A 21,102-nucleotide genomic window follows, 5' to 3' on the forward strand; every position below is an offset into this window, starting at 1 on the left:
GGCGCCGGCGGCGAGGATCGGGTGAACTTCCACGGCATGACCCTGGACCAGAGCGACGTGGGCGCACTGTCCAACTGGGAGCGCGTCGACCTGCTCACCGGCACGCAACTGACCTTGAACGCACCGCTGAACCTGGCCGGGGGTTTGCTGTCGATCGACGGTACCTCGGAATTGATTGCAATGAGCGGCGCCAACCTGACCGGCAGCGTGGCCAATTCTGGCGTGATCACGGTCGGCGGCGCCCGCTTCGGCATCAGCGGCAACTACACTGGCGGCGGCGCGCTGGCGCTGACGGTATCGCCGGGCAACCAGACCTCGGGCGGTTTGGACATCGGCGGCGACGTCGCCGGCACCACCGCGGTGACCTTTCTCGGCGACGGCAGCGAAACCCCGCAGCAGCCGGCGTCGATCCGGGTGATCTCGGCCCCGAACGACAACGCGGCGACCGCAAGCGGCTTCACCGCGGCCGGCGCGAGCGACGGAGTGGTGCGCTTGAACGGCAGCGTGTTCCCGTGGAGCTTCGACCGCCAGGGCGATGGCTGGTATCTGAACACCGAGGCCAGCAATATCCTGCCGGAAATCGGCGGGTACGCGGTGCTGCCGGACATCGGCCTGGCCGATATCCAGAGCAGCAACCGGCTGTTGTTCGAACGCATGAGCGGCGTACGTGGCGATACGCCGCGCTGCGGCGCGGAGGAGGAGGGCGCACGGCGCGCTTATGCGTCGTTGCGCGGCGATTGCCACGGCCTTTGGGTAGCGGCGAGCGGCAGCGAACTCGAGATGGGCGCCAACCCGGGCTTCGCTTTCAGCGGCGACACGCTCGGCTTGTACCTGGGCATGGACGTGCTGTTGCAGGACCGCGAGACGCGCAGCTTCCGCGGCGGCGTATTCCTGGGCTACCAACACGGCAACTACTGGGCCGACGGCGCCAATTCGACCGATCTGCAAGGCATCGGCCAGGCCCATGTGCGCGTCGATACGCCGATGGTCGGCATGTACGGTAGCGTCAGTTGGCAGGGCGGCAGCTACCTGGACATGACCCTGGTCGGGCAACGGCCGGAGGCCCGCGTCGCGGTGGCCGACGGTTTCAACCAAGACATCGGCGGCAGCAGCGTGACCGCAAGCGCACAGTTCGGCCATCGCTTTCACTTGAGCAACGGCTGGACCCTCGAGCCGCAAGTGAACCTGAGCGCCAGTGCCATGCAGTGGCAGGACCAGCGCGATGCGAGCGGCAAGCAACTGGTGATGGACGACGACCTGCTGGGCACGGTGCGCGCCGCGGTGCGTGCCGAGAAGCGTTTCGAGACGGCCGGCGGCGCACGCATCCGCCCGTGGGCGACGCTCGGCCTGCAGGACACCCTGGGCGAGAAGGACAACGCCTTGCTGGTGGTGCCGATCGGCTCCGGCACGCAACCGCAAGCGTTTCCGAACCACGAGCTGGGCCTGATGGCGACCGTCGACGTCGGCGTGGAAGCCGAGTTGAACGAATCGGTCAGTCTGTTCGGCGTGCTGTCCTACGGCGAAAGCCTGGAGGGCAGTGACGTCAAGCAGCGCCAGGCCAACCTGGGCGTGCGGATTCGCTGGTGACGGCAGGGGCGGTGCATGCCTGAGGCTTGCACCGCCCGATGACGACCCGGCGGATGCCTGTCGTACGCGGGCCTCGGCCTTACGTTTCGGACTGCGGGCGCGATGGCCGACTTTCTAAGACTTTTGCCAATTTTGCGCTATCGAGCGCACTCCTAGTATTGCGCCGTTGCATTCCGAACGAGTGCTGCGACGGCATCGAAGCGCTAGGACAGGTTCTTGAATTTTTCATGGCTCAATGAGTTACGCGACGAGCGCTGGAAGCCGGCGCTCGATGGAAGTTGGTACTTGGTCATGCCGCTCACCGCGTTCCTGGATACGAGCGGCGTGCGCCAGGGCGACCGCTGGGATACGGTCTTCGATACTTGGGGCAGGCTGCAGCTGCGCAAGTATTCCATAGGGCCGGTCGCGACGCTCGATCCGTCCGGAGACCTCTGCGTGTTCATCTCCGCATCCATGGGCGACTGGCCCTGGCCCCAACAGCTATCTGCGGACATGAGCCTTGGCTCATTCTGAAGAGATCGCGATGACGCTGAACTTGAGCGCCACCGAATTCGATTGAAAGCAGACAGGCTGATCCGTTCCTCGAGAGCGGATCTTTCTTCTGAGTGCGATAAATAGCGCACTTTCCTTCGACCCAAGGCGCTCTTCGAGCATCCTGTGCCTGCGACCAGCTGCGCCCTTCGAGCATCCTTGGAAGTGCTGCCCGTTGCTCCCGACGAAACTTGGAACTGGCCAAACTGTTCGTTCGGGATTTGCAAAGACGGCGACATGGCGAACGGCATCTTTTCTGCCGTCGATTCACGCGACCCCATAGTTCGAGGATGCTCATGAAGATCACTTTGCTTTCTGCCGGCCTGACCGCTGCCTTGGCCTTTTTACCCGCGCAGGTCGTGCCTGCGTCTACGCCGGACACTGCTCCGGCGCTGATTTCGCGTGATCTGTTGTTCAGCAACCCTGAACGCACCAACGTCTCGATCAGTCCCGACGGAAAGTACCTGAGCTGGGTCGCTCCATTGGATGGCGTGCTCAACCTGTGGGTCGCACCTGCAGGCCAGTTGGACAAAGCCAAGCCCGCGACCCACGACAAGGCCCGCGGCATCACCGGGTATACCTGGGCATACAAACCCGGCACGCTGCTGTATGTACGCGACAGCGGCGGCGATGAGAACTATCACGTATTCGCGTTGGACATCGTTACCGGCAACGAGCGCGATCTGTCGCCCTATCCCAAGACCCGTGCCAATATCGGCAACATCAGTCCGCGCCATCCCGAGTCGGTGATGATCGGCATGAACGACCGCGATGCGAAGTACCACGATCTCTATCGCGTCGAGCTGAGCAGCGGCGAGCGTACATTGGTGCAGAAAAACGACGGCTTCAGCGGCTTTCTCACCGACGAGGACTATCGCGTGCGCCTGGGCTACAAGCCGGCTGCGGACGGAAGCCGCGAGATACTGGCTCTCGGCGAGAGCGGGCAATGGAGTCCTTGGGACCGCATCCCTGTCGAGGACGGTCTGACGACCCGAACCCTGGGCTATACCGCCGACGGCCAAACCTTGTACTGGCTGGATTCGCGCGGCCGCGATACCGGCGCGCTGTTCGCGCAGGGGCCCGACGGCAAGCGCCGCCTGCTGCTGGAAAACCCCAAAGCCGATATCGCCGGGGTTCTGACCGATCCCAGCAGCGGCCGGATGTTGGCCGCGAGCGCCAACTACCTGCGCGAGGAGTGGACCGCGATCGATCCGCAGGTGACCGCCGACCTGGCGGCGTTGAAGAAAATCGGCCCCGGTGAGGTCTCGGTGCAATCGCAGACGCTGGACAATCGCAGTTGGATCATCCTGTATTCGGCGCCGGAAACGCCGAGTGTGTATTACCGCTACGATCGCGGCGAGCATGGTCGCCCGGGCAAGCTGACCAAGTTGTTTTCGTCGCGGCCGAAGATGGAAGGCCTGCCGCTGGCGCCGATGTGGCCACAGGAAATCCGCTCGCGCGACGGCCTGACCTTGGTGAGCTACCTGACCCTGCCGCCGCAGGCCGATACCAACGGCGACGGCAAGCCCGAGCGAGCGGTGCCGATGGTATTGAACGTGCACGGCGGCCCCTGGGCCCGCGATTCCTACGGCTATGCCGGCACTACGCAGTGGCTGGCCAACCGCGGGTATGCGGTGCTCAACGTCAACTATCGCGGTTCCACCGGCTTCGGTAAGAATTTCCTCAACCGTGCCGACGGGGAGTTCGCCGGCAAGATGCACGACGACTTGATCGATGCGGTGGCCTGGGCGGTGAAACAGGGCGTGACCACGAAGGACCAGGTCGCGATCATGGGTGGCAGTTACGGCGGCTATGCGACCCTGGTCGGGCTGAGCTTCACGCCCGACACCTTCAAATGCGGCGTCGATATCGTCGGCCCCTCCAGTCTGGTCACGCTGATCGAATCGTTCCCGGCATACGCCGCTCCGATGCTGGAGACGACCTGGTACAAGCGGGTAGGGGATCCGCGCACGCAATCCGGGCGCAAGCACCTGCTCGAACGCTCGCCGATCGGTCGTGTCGACAGGATCAGCAAGCCCTTGCTCGTCGGTCAGGGCGCCAACGATCCGCGCGTCACCCAGGCCGAGAGCGACAACCTGGTTGCCGCGATGAATCAGCGCAAGATTCCGGTGAGCTATGCGTTGTTCGCCGATGAGGGACACGGTTTCGCGCGCCCGGAAAACCGCAAAGCCTTCAATGCGCTGACCGAAGGGTTTCTCGGCAAGTGCTTGGGCGGACGAGTCGAGCCTATCGGTCAGGATCTGCAAGGCTCCAGCTTGTCCGTACCGCACGGTGCCGACGGCGTGCCCGGTCTGACGGAGGCGCTCAAGACTCATAAGGCGCAGAGCAAGAAGTAGAAGTTCGATCGAGGCAACGCACGGAAACGCTCGGCCATGGCTGGGCGTTTCCGTGGCGGGCCCGTTCTGTCCGTGACGAAAGCGTGTGTGAATCGGACGATCAATGCGGGGGCAGATGGCGCTCGTGCGGCGTTTGCGATGCTGCGCCCATGGCATGCGCCGCGTCGGGTGGTGTGATCGCGGCCAGTTCCGCCAGCGATCGTTCCAATGGCGTGGTGCTGGCGACACGTTGATCGACCTGCACGTACTGATTGGCGGGATCGTTCGGTATGCCGCCCCTGATCGCGAACAGATACTCGTTGTGCTCGGACGCGACGACATGATCGATGCGTCCCAGATCGGACTTCTGCGCCTCATAAGCCAGCCCGGCGGCGAGGCACTGCAAGGTTTCCGGCGCGCGGCTGCGAAGCTCCGGGTCGGAGTGAGTTTGCAGCGCGTGCAAGGCTTGCAGGTACAGCGGATGTTGCGATTGCGGCGTACTGGAAGAAGTTTGTGGCGGGTCGGGCGGCTGCATCAGGTTGAATTCTCGGTCGATGCGCGGAATTTTCGGACTGCCCTGGCTTGCCCTTGGCGATTCGTCGTCGAACTCGCGTTTGCCGAGCGCGCTGCCGGTACTCGGCCCGACTTCGTCGCTGAGTAGCGAGGCGATCCAAAGATCCAAGAGTTCGGGCGACTGCGGTACGGGCGGCAGCGGCGGAGATCCGGGAGGCGTGGTGAACGGGACCGGCGCTTCGCCATCCGGATTCCACTTGGCAGACATCCTCGTCTCGAGCAGTGAGCTGCCACTGAGGTCGACAGCATCGCTGCTGGCGGCATATTCGTCGCCCACACGCTGCTCGGACATGCCTAGCCATGAGGAGTCGTAAAACAATGGTCTGGGCTCGGGTTGGCCAGGAGCGGGCAGCGTTGCGGTTTCTACCGGGTCGTTCGCCGGTGCCGGCATGGATGCATCGCTGAAGATCGGAATGCCGGTGGGGCTGAGATCTACCCCGCTGGCCCAAAGGGTCGCGGTATCGAGATGGAGCGCAGACAGTCGCACCTGGATTTGCGAGGAGGCGGTTTGATGGATTTCCCCGAGCGCCATGGCCGCGTAGTAGTGCCGATAGTCGCAGTTACCCGACGGGCCCAGGCGCGAGCGCTCAGGCGGAGCGTCGAAGTAGCACTGCGATATCCTGGCGATGGCTTCGGTGCTGGCCGGCATGCTCCGGTCGGAGTTCAGAACCGCCTCGATCTCCGGCTTGAAATCGTAACCCAGGCTACCGGCGCTGGGCTGGAAGTAAAGGTCTTTCCGACCTGGAACCGACACAACGATGTCGTTGGCGTCGGGCACGTCCTTGCCGCCGTTTTTCTTGAGGACGTCCAAATGCGCATTCCAGCCCGCGATCTCCGAATGCGCTTCGTCCTCGCGCATTGCTTGCACATAGAACCCGACCACGTCGGTGTAGTCGTAAGTACTGTCTGTCGCAAATATGTTTGCGATTTCGATATCGCGGCCGACACGCGCATGAAGCTCGGCGGACCTGACGCAATGTTCGAGTTCATGGCCCACGATCCAAGCCGCTGCGGTGCCGCCCTCGGCAGGAGACTTCGACAGGGCCTCGCGACTTAGCGATATCACCCCGTTCGTATAGGTATAAAGTCCGCCTAATGTCGATGTCTCCGGCAACAGGACGATCGAGGTCAGCCCACCCTCGGCCATGGCCCTGCGCAACTGACTTCGCAGATGCGGAGAGTCGGCGAACAGCTGTTTTAGATTGGCGTACTCGATGGTGTCGGCGCCGATATCGTTGACACTGTCGAGCAATGCGCTGACGTCCTGCTCGGTTTCGGTTTCGGGCTCGTGCACGGGGCGCTCCACTGATCGACGCTCTAGGGGATACGTGCGGCGGCGTTTCGACAGGACGCGGCAGACCGTCGACAAGCGTGTCGATAGTCACAAATTGCGCAGATTGCGGGCGTGCTCGCAGCAGCGAGAGCCGGGCGATCCAATCTCGATGGCCTCGCAGCGGTCGAGCAAGCTCATCCGGTCTTGGTTGGGGCAGTGCCTGAGCGATCTCGGACAGAGGATTCGCCGGGACGAACGGGGCGACCAGGGCCGGCCCCAGCGCTGAGTGCCTTGGGCCTACCAGAATGGCCGGAGGGGAGGGCTGCAGCATCGAGCGCCGAAGCCCTCCAATGGGGGCTTTGCGCACGGAGTTTTGCGCTTGGGATGGGCCGCTCTTGCCATTTTCCCTTTGCCAAAGGGGGCAGGGGGATTTGCTTTCGCCGTCGCCTTGGTCGAGAAAGGCAAGTATCGTGATGGCGACGGCGCGTAGTCCGCCGACATCTCAACTTCCGAGAGAAAGCATCCATGGAGAAGGTCGCTGCGAGTCTGATTTGCGCATTGGCGCTTGCGTGCGCAATAGGGCCGGTACAAGCCAATCAGGCGGAAATGGCTGCGCATGCGCGAGCGATGAACGACATCGCGGCGACCCCACCGTGTTGCCACGGGGAAGACGACGAAGATCAATGGCAAGGCTACGAGCCCAACTTCTCTGCCGAGGATCTGCAGGAGATGCTCCACAGGAGCAAGCAGGAGGAGGCGGAAAGCCTGCGCAAGCATCAGCAACGGATGGCGCGCGACCCTGACTACCGGGCCTTCTTCGACGGATTCTGGAATTTCAGGCCGGCAGCGGATAACGCGCCAGGACAGTACTGCGCCGCGCGTTTCTATCGCGAGGGCAGCAGCATGATGATTCTAGGCCCGGGCGGCGGCTCTCCCTACGCCTATCTGGCGCTTTACGGGCGCGGCGTTCCCAAACCCAAGTCGGCGCAGAAGTTGACCGTCCAATTGCACCAGACCGGGGAAGAGCGCCAGGCCGTCGAGGTATTCAACCTGCCGATGGCGGGCACCGGCGGCGACGGCATGTTGCTGATGGCCGTCGAGAACGTGGACGCGCTGCTCGATGGGATGCTCGACCAACATCGATTCGAGGTCTTCGATCGCAAGCACGAAAACGTGCTTTACATCCTCGAATGGAGCGGAGGGCTTGCTGCGCGCGACAAACTGCGGGCCTGCGTCAAGGCCACAGAGAGGTCCAGGCGCTAGCGGCCAAGCCGCCATCGTCCACGCCGAGGAGACATCATGACGATCGAGCGTATGGATAACGTCGGCATCGTGGTGGAAGACATCGATGCCGCCATCGGGTTTTTCACCGAGCTCGGCCTGGAGCTCGAAGGACGTGCCCCGATCGAAGGGGATTGGGCGGATGGCGTCACCGGATTGCACGACATGCGCGTCGCGATCGCCATGATGCGTACGCCGGACGGTCACAGCCGGCTCGAGATCTCCCGATTCCTCGCGCCGCATGTCGTCGCCGATCATCAGTCGCTTGCCGATTTCGCTTTGGCAAATCTGCCCCCTCTCCCGCTAGGGGAGGGGGGCTTTACGCGCAGCAATGACGGCATCAATAGTCGAAGCGGACACGCAGGCCGACCGTGCGCGGGTCGTTCCAGTAACCGCGGATGAAGCCGCCGGCATCGTCGGCCCAGTTCTTGGTCATCTTGTCGGTGGCGTTGAGCACGTACAGCTCGGCGCGCCAGAACGACGGCGACTGCAGACTCAGACTGGCATCGACCGTCGTATAAGCCTCCTGCGCGTCGGAGACGTGCGCGTTGTCGAGATTGCGCAAGGTGAAGTACATCTTGTCCTGCCACTTCACGCTGAGCCAAGGCACCAGTTCATAGCCGTTGCCGAACTTGAACGTGTGGGAGACGTTGATACCGGCGGTGAATTTCGGCGTCATCGGCAGGTGGTGGCCGGTGATGTCGTAGATCTGGCGACCGGCCAGAGTCGGGTCGGGGCCGCTGTAGGGCTCCGGGCAAGGCACGGCGCCGAACTCTTCGCGCACGCCGCAGTTCCATTCGTCGCTGAAGCTGGGGTAGTCCTTGATCTTGCTGTCGATGTAGGAGAAGAAGCCGCCGATACGGGTGTTGGGTGTGGGCAGATAGTCCACTTCCACTTCCAGGCCCGGGATGTTCACCGTTCCGACGTTGACGGTCTGCCACTTCTTGATCACATCGCAGGTCGGGTCCCAATCCGGGCAGGGTTCGTTGACGTGCACCTTGGCGGCGAAGAAGTCGCCGGTCACCTGCATGTCCTTGTAGCGGCTATAGAAGGCGGTGACCGACAGGCTCAGGCGCTTGTCCAGCAGCAGGCCCTTGTAGCCGATTTCGAAATTGGTGACGGTTTCCGGCTCGTACGGGAAGAAGGTGTACTGCGGGCCGGGCGGGCCGTCGATGCAGACTTTGCCGCCGCAGACATCGTCCTTGTCGCCGAAGCCGCCCGCCTTGTAACCGGTGGAGAGTGAGGTGAACAGGATCTCGTCATCGGACAGGTCCTTGGTCAGGCCCAGTCGCCAGGTGACCTTGCGCCAGGATTCGGAGTGTTCGTTCTCGGCCGGGGGGCCCCACAGTTTGTAGGCATCGATACCGCCGAACGGCCCCATTCGTTCGGTCAGCTCGCGGCCGTTGTGGGGGCGGAAGCCCGGTTCGCCCGGCGTGCCCGGGTGGTACAGGCCGTTGTAATAGGCCGTCGATTCGGCATCCCAACCGCCATACACCTGGCCGCCGCGGTCGGTTTTTTCGTCGCGGCTGTAGCGTGCGCCCAGCGTTGCGGTCCAGGTGGGAGCGAAGCGCCAGTCGGCCTGGGAGAAGATCGCCTTGGCGTCGATCTGGCGATTGGGCTGGTGGTAGAACTGGCTGATCGGATAGCCGAACGGCGCGTTGACCAGCATTTCCTGGGCATAGTCGATCGAGTTCTTCTCGTGCATCCAGAACAGGCCGGATACCAGCTTCAGGCGTTCGCCCTGATGCTTGAACTGCAGTTCGTGCACGAACGACTTGTACTTCGAGTCCAGGGTGATCGAGGTGTTGTCGCGCACCGGCCACACGCCCCAGTCGCCCGCCGCCGGCACCGGCAAGGTGGCGGTAACCTGCGAGGGGATCTCGTGGTAGCCGCCATCGTCGTCGGCGATCTGCGAGCGCTTCTGTGTGGCGAACGCCACGCTGTATTCGATGCTGTTGGTGTCGCTGAGGAACCAGTTGAGATTGGAGCGCACCGTGTCGATCGACATGTCGGTCTTGCCCGGCACGTTGATCTTTACGTCCCACTTGCCGCCTTGGCAGGCGAAGCGGGTGCCGGCCGCCTGCTTGCAGTCCTTCAGCCCGACCTGGCCGGCGCCGGAGTTCTGGAACTTCTCGTAGGCCAGCAGCCACTCGACGTCGTCGGTGATGGCGAAGCGCGCGGCGAGGCGGACCGCCCATTCGTCGCGGTTGTAGTAATACTCGTCGCGCCCGACCTTGACGTTGCGGCGCTGGTCTACGTCGGGAATGCCGTCGGCGATGAACCCGCGCTCGGGAATATCGACGTCGGTGAAGTCCTGCTGTTGGTCGATCCAGCCATCGCGCTCGACCTTGGTGGCGGACAGGCGCAGGGCGAAGCGATCGTTCACCGCGATGTTCTGGATCAGGTTGAGCTGGCGCAGGTTGTAGCTGCCGACTTCGAGCTCGGTGCTGCCGAAGCTGGAATCGAAACGGGGCTTGGCCGGAATGATGTTGATGCTGCCGCCGGTGGAGTTGCGGCCGAACAGCGTGCCCTGCGGGCCGCGCAGCACTTCGACCTGGTCGACGTCGAACATCAGCGCCAGCGCGCCTTGCGGACGCGGCGAGTACAGGCCGGCCACGTGCAGGCCCACGGCGGGGTCGCCGATCTCGGTGAAGTTGTTGGCGCCGATGCCGCGGATGCTGACCTGCACGCCGGAATCCGGGCCGGAGGCGATCTGCAGATTGGGCATGCTGCCGGACAGGCCGCGCACGTCGCGGATGCCCTCGCGGGTCAATGCTTCCTGGGTGACGGCGGTGACGGTCACCGGCGTCTTCAGCAGGTCCGATTCGATGCGGGTGGCGGAAACATGCACGGTTTCCAGTGTCGTTCTGGCTTCGCCAACGGGAGTGGCCCGGGCTTCGCCAGCGTCAGCCTGTCCGGCGTCGACCTGCCCGGCGCTGACCTGTTTGCTGTCCTCGCTCGTACTGGACTGGGCCATCACCGGCGCGCTTGCGCAGCCGATCAATACCGCGGCGATTGCGACGGCGATGCCGGTCGGTCGGACATCGCTGGGATGCTTCTTCATTATGGGCTCCTGGTTGTACGGCGACTCGGGCCGGCGGACCCGCGCAGTGGCTGGTGCGGTTGCCCGATCAGGGCGAGGCGGGAGTGTTCGAGGCGGGCGTGTTTTTCGCGGAATACACGGTCTGGTTGCGTACCAGTGGCCTGGCCCAGGCACCGACGCTGAGGATGTAGAGCAGGGGGATGAAGACCAGCGACAGGCCCACGCGCAGCCCCCAGTGGTCGGCGATGAAGCCGATCAACAGCGGCACGATGGCGCCACCGAGAATGCCGCTGCACAGGATTCCCGAGAACGCGCCGTGATGCTGGCGCACCGAGTTCAATCCCAGCGAGAAGATCACCGAGAACATCACCGACAAGAAAAAGCCCGCGGCGGGGAAGGCCAGTAGAGAGATGTCCGCGGAGCCGAACAGAGCGAGGGCCAGGCAGGCGATGGCGAGCGTCGAGAAGATCGCCAGCACCCACTTCGAGTCGATGAGTTTCAGCAAGCCCAAGCCGGCCAGGCAGCCCAGCGACATCAAGCCCCAGAAGCGGCTGACGGCAATCGCACCTTGCTCGGTGGCCGACATGCCGTGGTAGCTGTGCAGGAACTGCGACATCCAGTTGGCGAGGGACTGCTCGGTGCCGACATAGGCGACGATGGCCAGGAAGAACAAACGCACATCGACGCGGCGCAGCAGGCTGCGGTAGGCCGCGCGGCTGCCCACGCGCTCGTCTTCCTTCAGCGCCACCGCCGGCAACGGCAGCTTGTAGTTGAGCAGAGCCAGCAGTACGAAGGCGGCGCTGAAGAACCAGTAGAACGTCAGCCAGGCCAGCGGCTGCCCCTCCACGCCGGGGCGCTGCATGTAGAGCCGAAACGCCAGCGGGCTGAGGAAGGAGGCCAGGCCGAACACCAACTGCGCCATCACCGAAAAGAAGGCGAAGTGCTCTTCGCCGCCGGCCGTGCGCATCAGCGGGTTGATCACCACCTGCAGCAGGGCCATGCCTAAGCCGATGACGAACAGCCCGGCCACCACCGAGACGTAACCCGGCATCACGGCAATGGCCAGGGCGCCGATGAAATTCAGCGCGAAGGCGGTAAACAGAGTGAAGCGCGTGCCGCGGACTTCGATCAACAGGCCGCCGGGGATCGAGATCAAGCCGTAGGCCAGGAAGAATGAGAACGGCATGAAGCCGGCCATGGTCAGGCTGAGCTTGAAATCCTGGATGGCGATGGGCATCAGCGGCCCGATCAGATTGGTGATGAAGGAGATCGCGAACCAGATCAGGAGGATGTAGCTGATGATCATCGGCTGGTGCTTCACGATCGTCTCTCCGGGGTCAGGACTGCGGCTGCAGGCAGTGGGCGAGTTCGCCGGCGCCGATGCGCTTGCGCGGGAAGCGGGGCAGGATCGCGCTGGCGGTGCGGCAGCCGGCCGCGAGCGCGTCGCGCAGGCTGGCCTGCTTCGTGCTGGCCTGGCTCGTGCTGGTTTGACTCAGGCGCGCCGCCAGATAACCGGTATTGAAGCTGTCGCCGGCGCCCACGGTGTCGAAGATGTCGCCGACCATCTCGGTGGTGTAGCGGATGCTCCGGCCATCGACGTGCCCCAGCGCACCCGCGGCGCCCAATTTGACGATCAGATGGGCACCGGGCTTGAGCAGGCGGGCGACGTGTTGCACCGCAAGCTCCAGGACCCGGCTGTCGTCCAGATCCTGGCCGTCGTCCTGGCTGCCGGCGATGCTCACCGCCTCCAACTCGTTGACCAGCAGATGGTCGCAATGCGCCAGCCAGCCTTCGACTTCCTGATGCACCTGCGGCGTCCAGCCTTCCGGCGGCCAGCCGGTATCCAGTGCGACCTGATAGCCCTTGCTCGAGGCCGCGGCCAGCAGCTGGCTGAAGCGCTCGCGCAGGCCCGGCAGCAGGAAGGGGGCGGTGAACAGGGCGATGCTGCCGGGAGATGCCTGCGGCAGGTGTTCGAGTACGAAGTCCGGAGTCAGATGCTGCAGGTGCCCGCAACTGGTGAAGAAGGTGCGTTCGCCATCGGCATGCATCAGCCCGACCGATACGGTGGTGTCGCTGGCACAGGTCTGCAGTTCGACTCGGATACCCGCCAGCTGCAGCAGCAGCCACTGGGCCAGGTCGTCGTCACCGATGGCGCCGATCAGATGCGGGTTCAGGCCCAGGTGCCGGGCCGCGAGGGCGGAGTTGGCCGCCGAACCGCCGGCGCGCAGTTCGCTGCGCGGCAGCAGTTGTTCGGTACCGATCTTGGGCCAACCGTCCAGCGTGCCCAGGACCAGGTCCACGCTGACGTCGCCGACGATGCTGAGTTGGGGCGGGTTGAACTGAGACCGGCCGAGCTCCGGCTGACGGGATTGAGGTTGGCTGGACTCGGACCGGTTTGACTCGGTCCGGTTGGGCTGGGGCCGGCTGGGTTCGGGATGCTCTAGCTTCATGGGGCGACTATAGTCACCCCAATTTTGCTCTGTCAATAAAAATATCCAGTGGAAGTATAATTAAATTCGGCGCCCCCCGGCCGCCGGGCGGTGACCCAGCAGCTCGGCCGTCTGCAGCTCCCCGAGTTCATCTTTCTGCAGGCCTTCCAGGCGCGGCGAGAGCAGCTCGTGGATGGGCAGCACCGCGGCGCCCAACAGCGAACAGTCCTCCTCGCGTTGGGAAATCATCACCCGCGGCCATTCCGGGGCAGGGCGGCCGCGCACCGAGCGGTGCCATGGCTGGGCCAGGTCGACCAGGCGCTGTACCAGTTTCTGCGGCGCCGACCCGCCGATGACGATGGTCTGCGGGTCGAGCATGTTCTCGATCATGCAGATGGCATCGCGCAGCCGCTGGGATGCCTGCTGGCACCACTGCTGCAAGGGTTCGTCGGCAGCGTCGTCCAAGCGATCGAGCACGTCCGAGGTACGGATCTGCCCGTCGTCCAGGCCCAGCGCCTCGGCCAGCGAGTGCAGCGACAAGTAGCGCTCCAGGCAGCCCTGGTTGCCGCAATAACAGGGCGTGCCGCCCGGGACCACCGGCACGTGACCGATCTCGGTGGCGTTGCCGTCGGTGCCGCGGTAGGTGTTGCGAGCGACGATCAACGAGCCGCCCAGGCCCATGCTCAGGTGCAGGTAGAAGAAGTTGTCGAGGTGCCGGGCGACCCCGTACAAGGTCTCGCCCAGCGCGCCCGCCACGCTGTCGACGCTGTGGAACAGGGGCAGGCCGGTGGCTTCCTGCAACTGGTCGAGGATGGACAGGTCCTTCCAGCCTTCCAGCGCGGTGGGGCCGACGAAACTCAGTTCGGTGTCGCCGAGCGGGCCGGGCAGGGCCACGCCGATGCCCCACAGCCGGGCATTGGCCTGCCGGCGCAGCTTGGCCACGAGCTCGAGCAAGCCGGCCAACAACTGCGATCGATCGCAGCCCTGCAACTGCACCTCGCAGCGCGCATCGATCTGGCCCAATAGATTCACCAGCGCGCCCGAGGCGCGGCCAGGTTCCAGGCTGATGCCGATGGATTGGCCGGCGTCGGGATTGATCTCGAAGGCGATCGGCGGCTGGCCGCGGGTTTTCAGGTCCTTTTGCCGGCGCGAGACGATCAGGCCGATGGATTCCAGCTCATTGGTGATGTTGGCGACCGTCTGCGGGCTGAGCGAGACCTTTTCCTGGATGTCCTTGCGCGAGGCCGCGCCATGCTGGCGGATGAAATCCAGCACGAGGCGGCGGTTGTAGGGAGCGCTGGATTGCTGGGTGGCGCCGCGGCCGATATTCATAGGCGTTGAAACCGCTTGAGCGTAGGGGAGAGGGAGTTCGTATTATTCATACATCCATGTGAAGTATTTATTGACGGCGGCCGGCCACATGGCTAAGTTGCGGTGGCCAGTCTATCCGGAACCGTGCCAATGACCGCTGCGCCGCATTCCCGCAAGACCGCAATTCAAGCGATGGCCGCGCTGGCGATTGCGCTGTCCAGCCTGCCGCAGATGGCCATCGCGGCATCGACCGAAGCGTCGGCGACGAAGCCGAAGACCACGGTGTCGGTGAGCCTGCCGAAACAGCCGCTGCTGGTGCAGATCAACCAGGTGGCGCTGGAGCGGCTGGGGCCGAAACAGGCCATCGTCGAATATGCGGGCGAGGCCGGGGAGGGCACTTACACCGTGCTGCGCGATGGCCAGCCGATCAAGCAAGGCGATCTGCAGCCACTGCGGCCGTTTGCCGAGTGGGGCACGGGCAAACGCTATTTCAGCGTCGACTTTTCCGATGCGCAGGATGCGGGCAAGTACGAAGTGGAAGTGCGCATCGGCCAGCAACGTGCGATGTCGGCGTCGGTCTCGGTGCGCGACAACGCAGTCTTCGCCACCACCGGCGCGCAGCTGCTGGGCTACTTCAAGCGCAGCCGCCACACCGATAACGCCGACCGCGAGCTACGCATCTTCCAGACCTCGCGCAAGGTGAATGTGTGGGGCGGCTGGCAGGATGCCGGTGGCGACAAGGGCAAATACCTGTCGCACCTGGGCTACGCCAACCATTTCAATCCGCAGCAGGCCTCGATGGCGGCCTGGGTGCTCGCCTATGGCGCGCATGCGCGCAAGACCCTGTTCGCCGCCCACGACTTGCAGACACAGGTCGAGGACGAGGCGTTCTGGGGCGCGGACTATCTGCATCGCATCCTCGATGCGGAGGGCTACTTCTACACCACCGTGTTCGACCAATGGGGTACGCCCGGCGTCGAGCGCATGGTCACCGGTTATGAAGGCTCGGCCGGAACGTTTACTACCTTGTACCGCTCGGCATTTCGCGCCGGCGGCGGCATGGCCATCGCGGCGCTCGCGCGCGCTTCGATGTTGGCCAAGCAAAGCGGCCGCCATGGCGAATTCGACGGTGCCCAGTATCTGGCCGATGCAGAGCGTGCCTATGCGCACCTGCGCCGGTTCAACCCGCAATACGGCGCCGACGGCAAAGAAAACATCATCGACGACTACACCGCGTTGATGGCGCTGGTGGAACTGCACAACGCCACCGGCCAGTCGCGCTATCTCGACGATGCGCGCGAGCGCGCCGCCCGCTTGATGACACGGCAACAGGCCGACGGCGGTTTCGTCAGCGATGGCGGCAGCCGCCCGTACTACCATGCGGCCGAGGCCGGCTTGCCGGTGATCAGCCTCTCGGCCTATGTCGATATCGAACCGGAGCAGGGGCGCCGCCAGCGTGCGCTGGATGCCATCGGCTCGGCGCTCAAGCACGAGTTGACCATCACCAATGCGGTCGCTAACCCGTATGGCTACGCCCGCCAGCGCTTCCAACTGACCCAGGACGGCAAGGCCACAGGCGAGGTACTGGAAGGGTTCTTCATCCCGCACCGCAATGAAACCGGCTACTGGTGGCAGGGCGAAAGCGCCCGCCTGGCGTCGCTCAGCGCGGCCATGGTCATCGGCGGCCGCAAGCTCGCAGACCATGACGCGGCCGGTTATAGACTGCCCGCCGATCGAGCGGCTTATGCGCAGAGCCAACTCGACTGGACCCTGGGCCGCAACCCTTACGGCATCTCCATGCTCTACGGTTTCGGCAAGAAAAATCCGCCGACCGTGCTGGAGAGCGCCGGCGAAATGTTCGTGGGCGGCATCTCCAACGGCATCACCGGCGCACCGGGCAGCGACACCGGTGCCGGCATCAGCTTCGCACCTGGCCCGGATTCCGAGCAGTGGCGCTGGGTGGAGCAGTGGATTCCCCACACCACCTGGATGCTGTTCGCGGCCATGACGATGACGACGGCCGAAACGCGTTGAGCTGGCTGCGGCGTTCGTTCCGAATCCGCAAGAGTTGGGCTGAGGAACGAATTCGCGCAAGACACGCGCAATGGCGATGCGGGTGGCGTTGCCGCGCAGCGGCGCTAGCTTAGGCGCAGGGCGCGTATCAGGGCGGAAAGCGCCGCCGATTGATGGCGACGGTCCGGGTAGTAGATGAAGAAGCCGGGAAAAGAGGGCGACCAATCTTCCAGCACCCTGATGAGCTTGCCCTCGTCGATGTAGTCCGCCACCTGGTCTTCGTAGGCTAGCGCGATGCCCACACCGGCCAAGGCGCCGTGGATGGCGAGGCTCGTGTCGTCGACGACGAGCGACCCGTTGGCGGTGATCGTCACGGGCGCGCCGCCTTTCTCGAATTCCCATCGGTACGGGCCGCCCGGAAGGCGCAGCCCGATGCAGTTATGGGTGCTCAGGTCCCGCGGTTTCAGGGGGCGGCTGCGCGTCGCGAAATACCCGGGCGAAGCGACGGCGGCCAGGCGTAGTTCCTGGGTTACGCGCACGGCGATCATGTCCTTCTGAATGAATTCTTCCAGTTGGATGCCGGCGTCGAACCCGCCTGCAACCAGATCCACCGGGCCCGTGCAGGTGGACACATCAAGCACCACCTCGGGATAGGCCCCGGCGAACGCCGGAAGTTTGGCCAACAGCACCGACACAGCGGCGGATTTCGAGACGGCAAGACGAAGCCGGCCGGTCGGCCGGTCTCGCGCGGTGCGGACCTCGTTGAGCGCCCGATCGATCTGCTCGAGCGCTGGCGAGAGCGTCTTCAACAGCGCTGCGCCCGCGGAGGTCGGCGCCACGCTCTTGGTCGTGCGCGCGAGGAGCTGCAGTTCCAGCCGACGTTCCAGGCCGCGGATCGTGTGGCTCAACGCGGACTGTGTGACCCCAAGCCGCGCCGCAGCCCTGGTAAAGCTCCGCTCGGTGGCGACGATGGCGAACGCTGCGAGGTCATTGAGTTCGCTCTTCATGAAATCGGCTCATGAGTTCTATGTGGGTATTGGCAATTTACTCATATATAGGCGCGATCTAAAGTGATTCCTGTGGCGACCGGGAGAGCACGCCCCAGAGCGGAAGAGCGGACCGGCCGTCCTCGCTTTCGCAGCAATCTCCGACATCGGGCAGTTAAATCTATGGAAGACGCTGAAAACACCTTGCGAGCCTTGGCTCAAGTCTATTTCGATGCCGCGTACGACATGGACGCCGAGCAGTTCCAGTCGATATTTCACCCCCTCAGTGCCGTAACCAGAATCGGCGACGACGGCGAAGTCAGCGTGATGCCGATCGAGACCTGGCTGAGCGGCGTGCGCAATGCGACCGCTCCACGAAAGCTCGGCCTTGAGCGCAAGGACGAGGTCGTCGCGATCGATGTTTCGGACAACCTCGCCCTGATAAAGCTGAAGCTGCAGATGCCGCCGCGTCACTTCACCGACCTGCTGTCGTGCCTGAAGGTGCAGGGCGGCTGGAAGATCGTTCAGAAGGTGATGACGGTCGACGTCCGCCAGTAGATTCGACCGAAGCAGGTGGAGCGTCAGCCTGAGACAGGCCTCCGACCGGGGGCCTTCGTTTGGTTGCAGCCGATCCGCCCGGTCCGACGATCGTTCGAGCAGATCGGGGCAGAGCGACCTTGACCGTCGGTCATCCGCTCCATACTCGTCCGCAAGCGCCAACCGAAACTTCGTCGCCGTTGTGCATAAATCGGTTTCCGGTGCGACTCGCGCGAACCGCAGTTCGTGAGACGAGTCGGGCCAGCATGGCCGGTGAGTGTTCACGGGGACCTGAGGAGCGCGCGTAGCCGACGCGGGAGCCACGATGTCTGCCTGGGAAAATAGCGATTGACGCAGGCCCTTGATTTGCAAGGCCCCCCAGTACTGGCTTGCGAACAGCGTAGACAGCATCGCCTGGTCGATTCAGGTTTATGCCAAGTGGCCGCCATGACGTGTCGCCCGCGTTGTACTCGCTATAGAGCCAGGGTCGGGTTCTAGGGAGTGGTGCGCATGAAAAGGGATGCGGCAGTCGTGTTCGTTCACGGGCTCGCAAAGAAGCCCGCGCCAGAGAAGCTGGAGGAGATTTGGATGTGGGCATTGTCCCGCGACAATCCGATGCCCAGCGTCTTCGCACCGCCCAACTCTGGCGTCCATCTGGACAACCGCGGTATTCCCAGGCACTTCGGGTACTACGCCGACGTCTTCTACGGCACCGACTACGAAACGGAACTTTCTTCGTACTACGAGTCCGCAGGGGATGCAGGGGAGGCCGAAATAGTGGCGGAAGTTGCGGGCATGGAAGATGTGCCCGGCAAAATGGAGTTGCTGACCGACGAAGAGCGACGCTTCGTTACCAGCCTGGAATCGAAATTCAGCGCGCAACTTGCCCTGTCACCAGTCGCCGTCGCGAATCCGGCTTCATCGCTGGAGGAGGCGTCGGAGTACGAAATCGCAAGCTGGCTGCCGGCCCCGATCAAACAAGCCATCGTGCGTGCCGCGGCGATGGAGGCCTACTACTATCTGTTCGACAAGGAATACGTCCGGCAAGACGGCCGTCGCTTCAAGGTTCGCGAGGAACTCCGCACCCGGTTGCTTCATAAGCTCAATGCGGCCCGCGAGGAATCGGACCGGGTCATCGTCGTTTCGCACAGCATGGGCACGATAGTGGCGTATGACGTTATACGTAACTGCGATGACTGCCCCCATGTCCACGCCTTACTTACCCTCGGATCGCCCCTGGGGGTAAAGGAGGTACAGGACGAATTACACGCACCAGGAAGCAGCAAGCCCGACTTCCCACCCTCTCGCCTCGATCGTTGGATCAACATCTACGATCCGCTCGATCCGATTTGCGGCGCGGACCCACGGTTTGCGAATGACTATGCGGGGGCAGGAGGGAAGGGCGTCGAAGATATCAAGGAATCCAACTGGGGGCGTTGGAGACACAGCGCTACGCACTATCTGGCTGGCTCCCGGCTACGCGAACAGCTCATCGCAGCAATGGGCCAATAGCTCATGCGCGCGGTGGACGGCGATGCGATGCTAGAGCTCGCCAATTCCCTCGCGGAGGGAAACTGTGGCTCCGCCCCGCCATGGGAGCTCGCAGCGGCGGTGGACTTGCTTATCGCCTCATTTGGAAACGGCCAACAGCGCCGTTCTGTCGACGAAGTAAGGCTTGCGATGCGTGCACTCAACGCGCACCGCCATTTCTATCATGCGCAACGGTTGGGTGAGGCTTGGCACGCGTGCGTCGGCTTGGATCCGACCATCGCCAAACACCAGGCCCAGGCGCTGATTAATCTTTCCGGGCTCGATGCTGCCGAGCGGCTTTTGCACGAGGCCCTATCCGCAGCCGAGGCGCCTGGAGCATCCGCGGACGCCATGTCCGAAATAGTGGAATACCAAGGCCTACTGGGGCGCATCGACAAGCAACGCTTCGTGTCGCGCGCAAACAAGGGCAGCCTGGTCAAGGCCACCGATCGCTACCTTGAGCAGTTTCATGCGCATCGGGACAAGCCCTACTGGCTGGCCATCAACGCCATTGCGCTGATGAGCCGGGAGCTCAAGGAAGGACTGCCGCCTCGCCCTGCATCGCCGACGCAAATGGCGCAAGTCCTTTGCGAACGTCTCCTCGCCCTCCATGCCAATGATCCCAGCGACTCGTGGCTTTGCTCCACGCTTTCGGAAACCTACCTTGCTCTCGGCGAATGCGAGTCGGCGGAATTCTGGTTGTACCGTTTCCTCCACCATCCTCGCACGCTGCCGTTCCATGTCGAAAGCTACGAGCGGCAACTTCGCGAAATATGGCAGGGCAGCGCGCTCGGCACGGGGCCGGAATGCGCAAACAGGCTGGCAACGATCATCGCGCGATATGTGCTGCGCTCCGAAGCGAGGGTTTCCATCTCGCCAGGCCGCGTGCAGGCGATTACCGAGGCGATCGCCAAGCGCCCGGCCGAGTTGGAGAAGAACTTCGCAGGCGAGTCCGGTTTCAGCCTCGCTTTGCTCCAACGCATGGTTTCCGCGTGCAGCTCCATCGGTTGCGTGACCAAGCGTGGCATGGAACGCCTGGGCACCGGATTTCTGGTGGCGGGCGCCGAGATCAATCCGGCGTGGGGAGCCGAGCCGGTGTTCGTTACCAACGCGCACGTCATCAGCGAGGAAGTCGCCGGCGCGATCCCGCCGAGCGATGCCCTGGTCACTTTTGAAGTGGAATGCGCTACCGCACCGCAGCCAGTGTTCCACCGTATAGCGGAGGTGTTGTTCACCTCGGCGCCCGGCAACCTCGGCATGCGATGCGCGCGCCAGGATAGTCTCGACGTGACCATCGTACGTCTCACCGAAACTACGACCGGGTTTTCCGGGCTCGCAACGGCAAGGGCGCTGCCACTGGTCAGCCAGAAGGCCAAAACTTACGTCGTGGGCCATCCGCTGGGGAGTGGATTGCAGATATCGCTGCATGACAGTTTGTTGCTGGATATCGACGACGATGGTCGCCTCATTCACTACCGCACGCCGACGGACCCCGGCAGCTCGGGAAGTCCGGTTTTCAACTCGCAGTGGGAGGTGATCGGCGTTCATCACGGCGGCTCGGCGTCGATGCCGCGCCTGCGTGGAGAAGGCTGTTATGAAGCCAACGAAGGGATCGCGTTTCATGCGGTGCGGAGTGGGGCATCTGTAACTTCGCCGGCGACAAGCCAATAGA

The 21,102-nt window shown here is 63.7% G+C and carries 15 protein-coding genes; 9 read left to right on the forward strand and 6 right to left on the reverse strand.

The window, feature by feature from the left end:
* From EX88_RS0112980 to EX88_RS0112990, 3 genes are all read left to right on the forward strand, one after another.
* Positions 1–1,587: autotransporter outer membrane beta-barrel domain-containing protein (locus EX88_RS0112980; RefSeq protein WP_031372420.1), on the forward strand; the 1,587-nt coding region annotated here is incomplete at its 5' end.
* Positions 1,588–1,803: 216 nt separating this feature from the next.
* Positions 1,804–2,100, forward strand: coding sequence for a hypothetical protein (locus EX88_RS0112985; protein ID WP_031372421.1), 297 nt, complete (start codon positions 1,804–1,806; stop codon positions 2,098–2,100).
* A 308-nt stretch (positions 2,101–2,408) separates the two neighbouring features.
* Complete coding sequence (locus EX88_RS0112990) at positions 2,409–4,475, forward strand: prolyl oligopeptidase family serine peptidase (protein WP_430536910.1); 2,067 nt, start codon at positions 2,409–2,411, stop codon at positions 4,473–4,475.
* Between the two features lie 100 nt (positions 4,476–4,575).
* On the opposite strand, the gene EX88_RS0112995 is transcribed toward EX88_RS0112990, so the two are convergent.
* Positions 4,576–6,321, reverse strand: a complete 1,746-nt coding sequence (locus EX88_RS0112995; RefSeq protein WP_152566258.1) for an XVIPCD domain-containing protein — start codon at positions 6,319–6,321, stop codon at positions 4,576–4,578.
* A 504-nt stretch (positions 6,322–6,825) separates the two neighbouring features.
* Between EX88_RS0112995 and EX88_RS0113000 the strand changes: the two genes are divergently transcribed.
* Both EX88_RS0113000 and EX88_RS26890 read left to right on the forward strand, forming a co-directional pair.
* Positions 6,826–7,563: a hypothetical protein gene (locus EX88_RS0113000; protein ID WP_152566259.1), complete on the forward strand. Its 738-nt coding sequence runs from the start codon at positions 6,826–6,828 to the stop codon at positions 7,561–7,563.
* Between the two features lie 36 nt (positions 7,564–7,599).
* Positions 7,600–7,983 carry a VOC family protein gene (locus EX88_RS26890; protein ID WP_031372425.1) on the forward strand — a complete coding sequence of 128 codons (384 nt, stop codon included), beginning with the start codon at positions 7,600–7,602 and terminating at the stop codon, positions 7,981–7,983.
* Here EX88_RS26890 and EX88_RS0113010 read toward each other — a convergent pair.
* From EX88_RS0113010 to EX88_RS0113025, 4 genes are all read right to left on the reverse strand, one after another.
* Positions 7,922–10,645, reverse strand: coding sequence for a TonB-dependent receptor (locus EX88_RS0113010; protein WP_200875842.1), 2,724 nt, complete (start codon positions 10,643–10,645; stop codon positions 7,922–7,924). The two genes, EX88_RS26890 and EX88_RS0113010, sit on opposite strands and share 62 nt — an antisense overlap.
* Positions 10,646–10,712: 67 nt before the next feature.
* On the reverse strand, positions 10,713–11,945 hold the full coding sequence (locus tag EX88_RS0113015) for an MFS transporter (RefSeq protein WP_200875843.1): 1,233 nt from the start codon (positions 11,943–11,945) through the stop codon (positions 10,713–10,715).
* 16 nt (positions 11,946–11,961) lie between these two features.
* Positions 11,962–13,074 (reverse strand): carbohydrate kinase family protein, encoded by a 1,113-nt coding sequence (locus tag EX88_RS0113020; RefSeq protein WP_081930938.1) that lies wholly within the window; start codon positions 13,072–13,074, stop codon positions 11,962–11,964.
* A 60-nt stretch (positions 13,075–13,134) separates the two neighbouring features.
* Entirely contained in the window at positions 13,135–14,385 is a 1,251-nt protein-coding gene (locus EX88_RS0113025) for an ROK family transcriptional regulator (protein ID WP_036148815.1), read from the reverse strand.
* Between the two features lie 129 nt (positions 14,386–14,514).
* Here EX88_RS0113025 and EX88_RS0113030 point away from each other — a divergent pair, with 129 nt between their 5' ends.
* Entirely contained in the window at positions 14,515–16,398 is a 1,884-nt protein-coding gene (locus tag EX88_RS0113030; RefSeq protein WP_081930939.1) for a glycoside hydrolase family 9 protein, read from the forward strand.
* A 104-nt stretch (positions 16,399–16,502) separates the two neighbouring features.
* On the opposite strand, the gene EX88_RS0113035 is transcribed toward EX88_RS0113030, so the two are convergent.
* The gene (locus EX88_RS0113035) at positions 16,503–17,384 is read right to left on the reverse strand and encodes a LysR family transcriptional regulator (RefSeq protein WP_031372431.1); all 882 of its coding nucleotides are present in this window, start codon (positions 17,382–17,384) and stop codon (positions 16,503–16,505) included.
* Positions 17,385–17,546: 162 nt separating this feature from the next.
* On the opposite strand from EX88_RS0113035, the gene EX88_RS0113040 reads away from it, so the two are divergent.
* From EX88_RS0113040 to EX88_RS0113050, 3 genes are all read left to right on the forward strand, one after another.
* Positions 17,547–17,921: a nuclear transport factor 2 family protein gene (locus EX88_RS0113040; RefSeq protein ID WP_031372432.1), complete on the forward strand. Its 375-nt coding sequence runs from the start codon at positions 17,547–17,549 to the stop codon at positions 17,919–17,921.
* A gap of 489 nt (positions 17,922–18,410) precedes the next feature.
* Positions 18,411–19,412, forward strand: a complete 1,002-nt coding sequence (locus tag EX88_RS0113045; RefSeq protein ID WP_031372433.1) for a hypothetical protein — start codon at positions 18,411–18,413, stop codon at positions 19,410–19,412.
* 3 nt (positions 19,413–19,415) lie between these two features.
* A complete protein-coding gene (locus tag EX88_RS0113050; protein WP_031372434.1) occupies positions 19,416–21,101 on the forward strand; it encodes a serine protease in 1,686 nt (561 codons plus the stop codon).
* Position 21,102 lies beyond the last annotated feature (1 nt).

This window comes from Lysobacter antibioticus (genome assembly GCF_000731095.1).
In the GTDB taxonomy this organism is placed as follows: Bacteria; Pseudomonadota; Gammaproteobacteria; order Xanthomonadales; family Xanthomonadaceae; genus Lysobacter; species Lysobacter antibioticus_B.

Bases quoted from the DNA above. Each gene is read 5' to 3' on its own strand.
- EX88_RS0113030 (WP_081930939.1), top strand. From the start codon at position 14,515: ATGACCGCTGCGCCGCATTCCCGCAAGACCGCAATTCAAGCGATGGCC.
- EX88_RS0112990 (WP_430536910.1), top strand. From the start codon at position 2,409: ATGCTCATGAAGATCACTTTGCTTTCTGCCGGCCTGACCGCTGCCTTG.
- EX88_RS0113010 (WP_200875842.1), bottom strand. From the start codon at position 10,645: ATGAAGAAGCATCCCAGCGATGTCCGACCGACCGGCATCGCCGTCGCA.
- EX88_RS26890 (WP_031372425.1), top strand. From the start codon at position 7,600: ATGACGATCGAGCGTATGGATAACGTCGGCATCGTGGTGGAAGACATC.
- EX88_RS0113020 (WP_081930938.1), bottom strand. From the start codon at position 13,074: ATGAAGCTAGAGCATCCCGAACCCAGCCGGCCCCAGCCCAACCGGACC.
- EX88_RS0113045 (WP_031372433.1), top strand. From the start codon at position 18,411: ATGAAAAGGGATGCGGCAGTCGTGTTCGTTCACGGGCTCGCAAAGAAG.
- EX88_RS0113040 (WP_031372432.1), top strand. From the start codon at position 17,547: ATGGAAGACGCTGAAAACACCTTGCGAGCCTTGGCTCAAGTCTATTTC.
- EX88_RS0113000 (WP_152566259.1), top strand. From the start codon at position 6,826: ATGGAGAAGGTCGCTGCGAGTCTGATTTGCGCATTGGCGCTTGCGTGC.
- EX88_RS0113035 (WP_031372431.1), bottom strand. From the start codon at position 17,384: ATGAAGAGCGAACTCAATGACCTCGCAGCGTTCGCCATCGTCGCCACC.
- EX88_RS0113050 (WP_031372434.1), top strand. From the start codon at position 19,416: ATGCGCGCGGTGGACGGCGATGCGATGCTAGAGCTCGCCAATTCCCTC.
- EX88_RS0113025 (WP_036148815.1), bottom strand. From the start codon at position 14,385: ATGAATATCGGCCGCGGCGCCACCCAGCAATCCAGCGCTCCCTACAAC.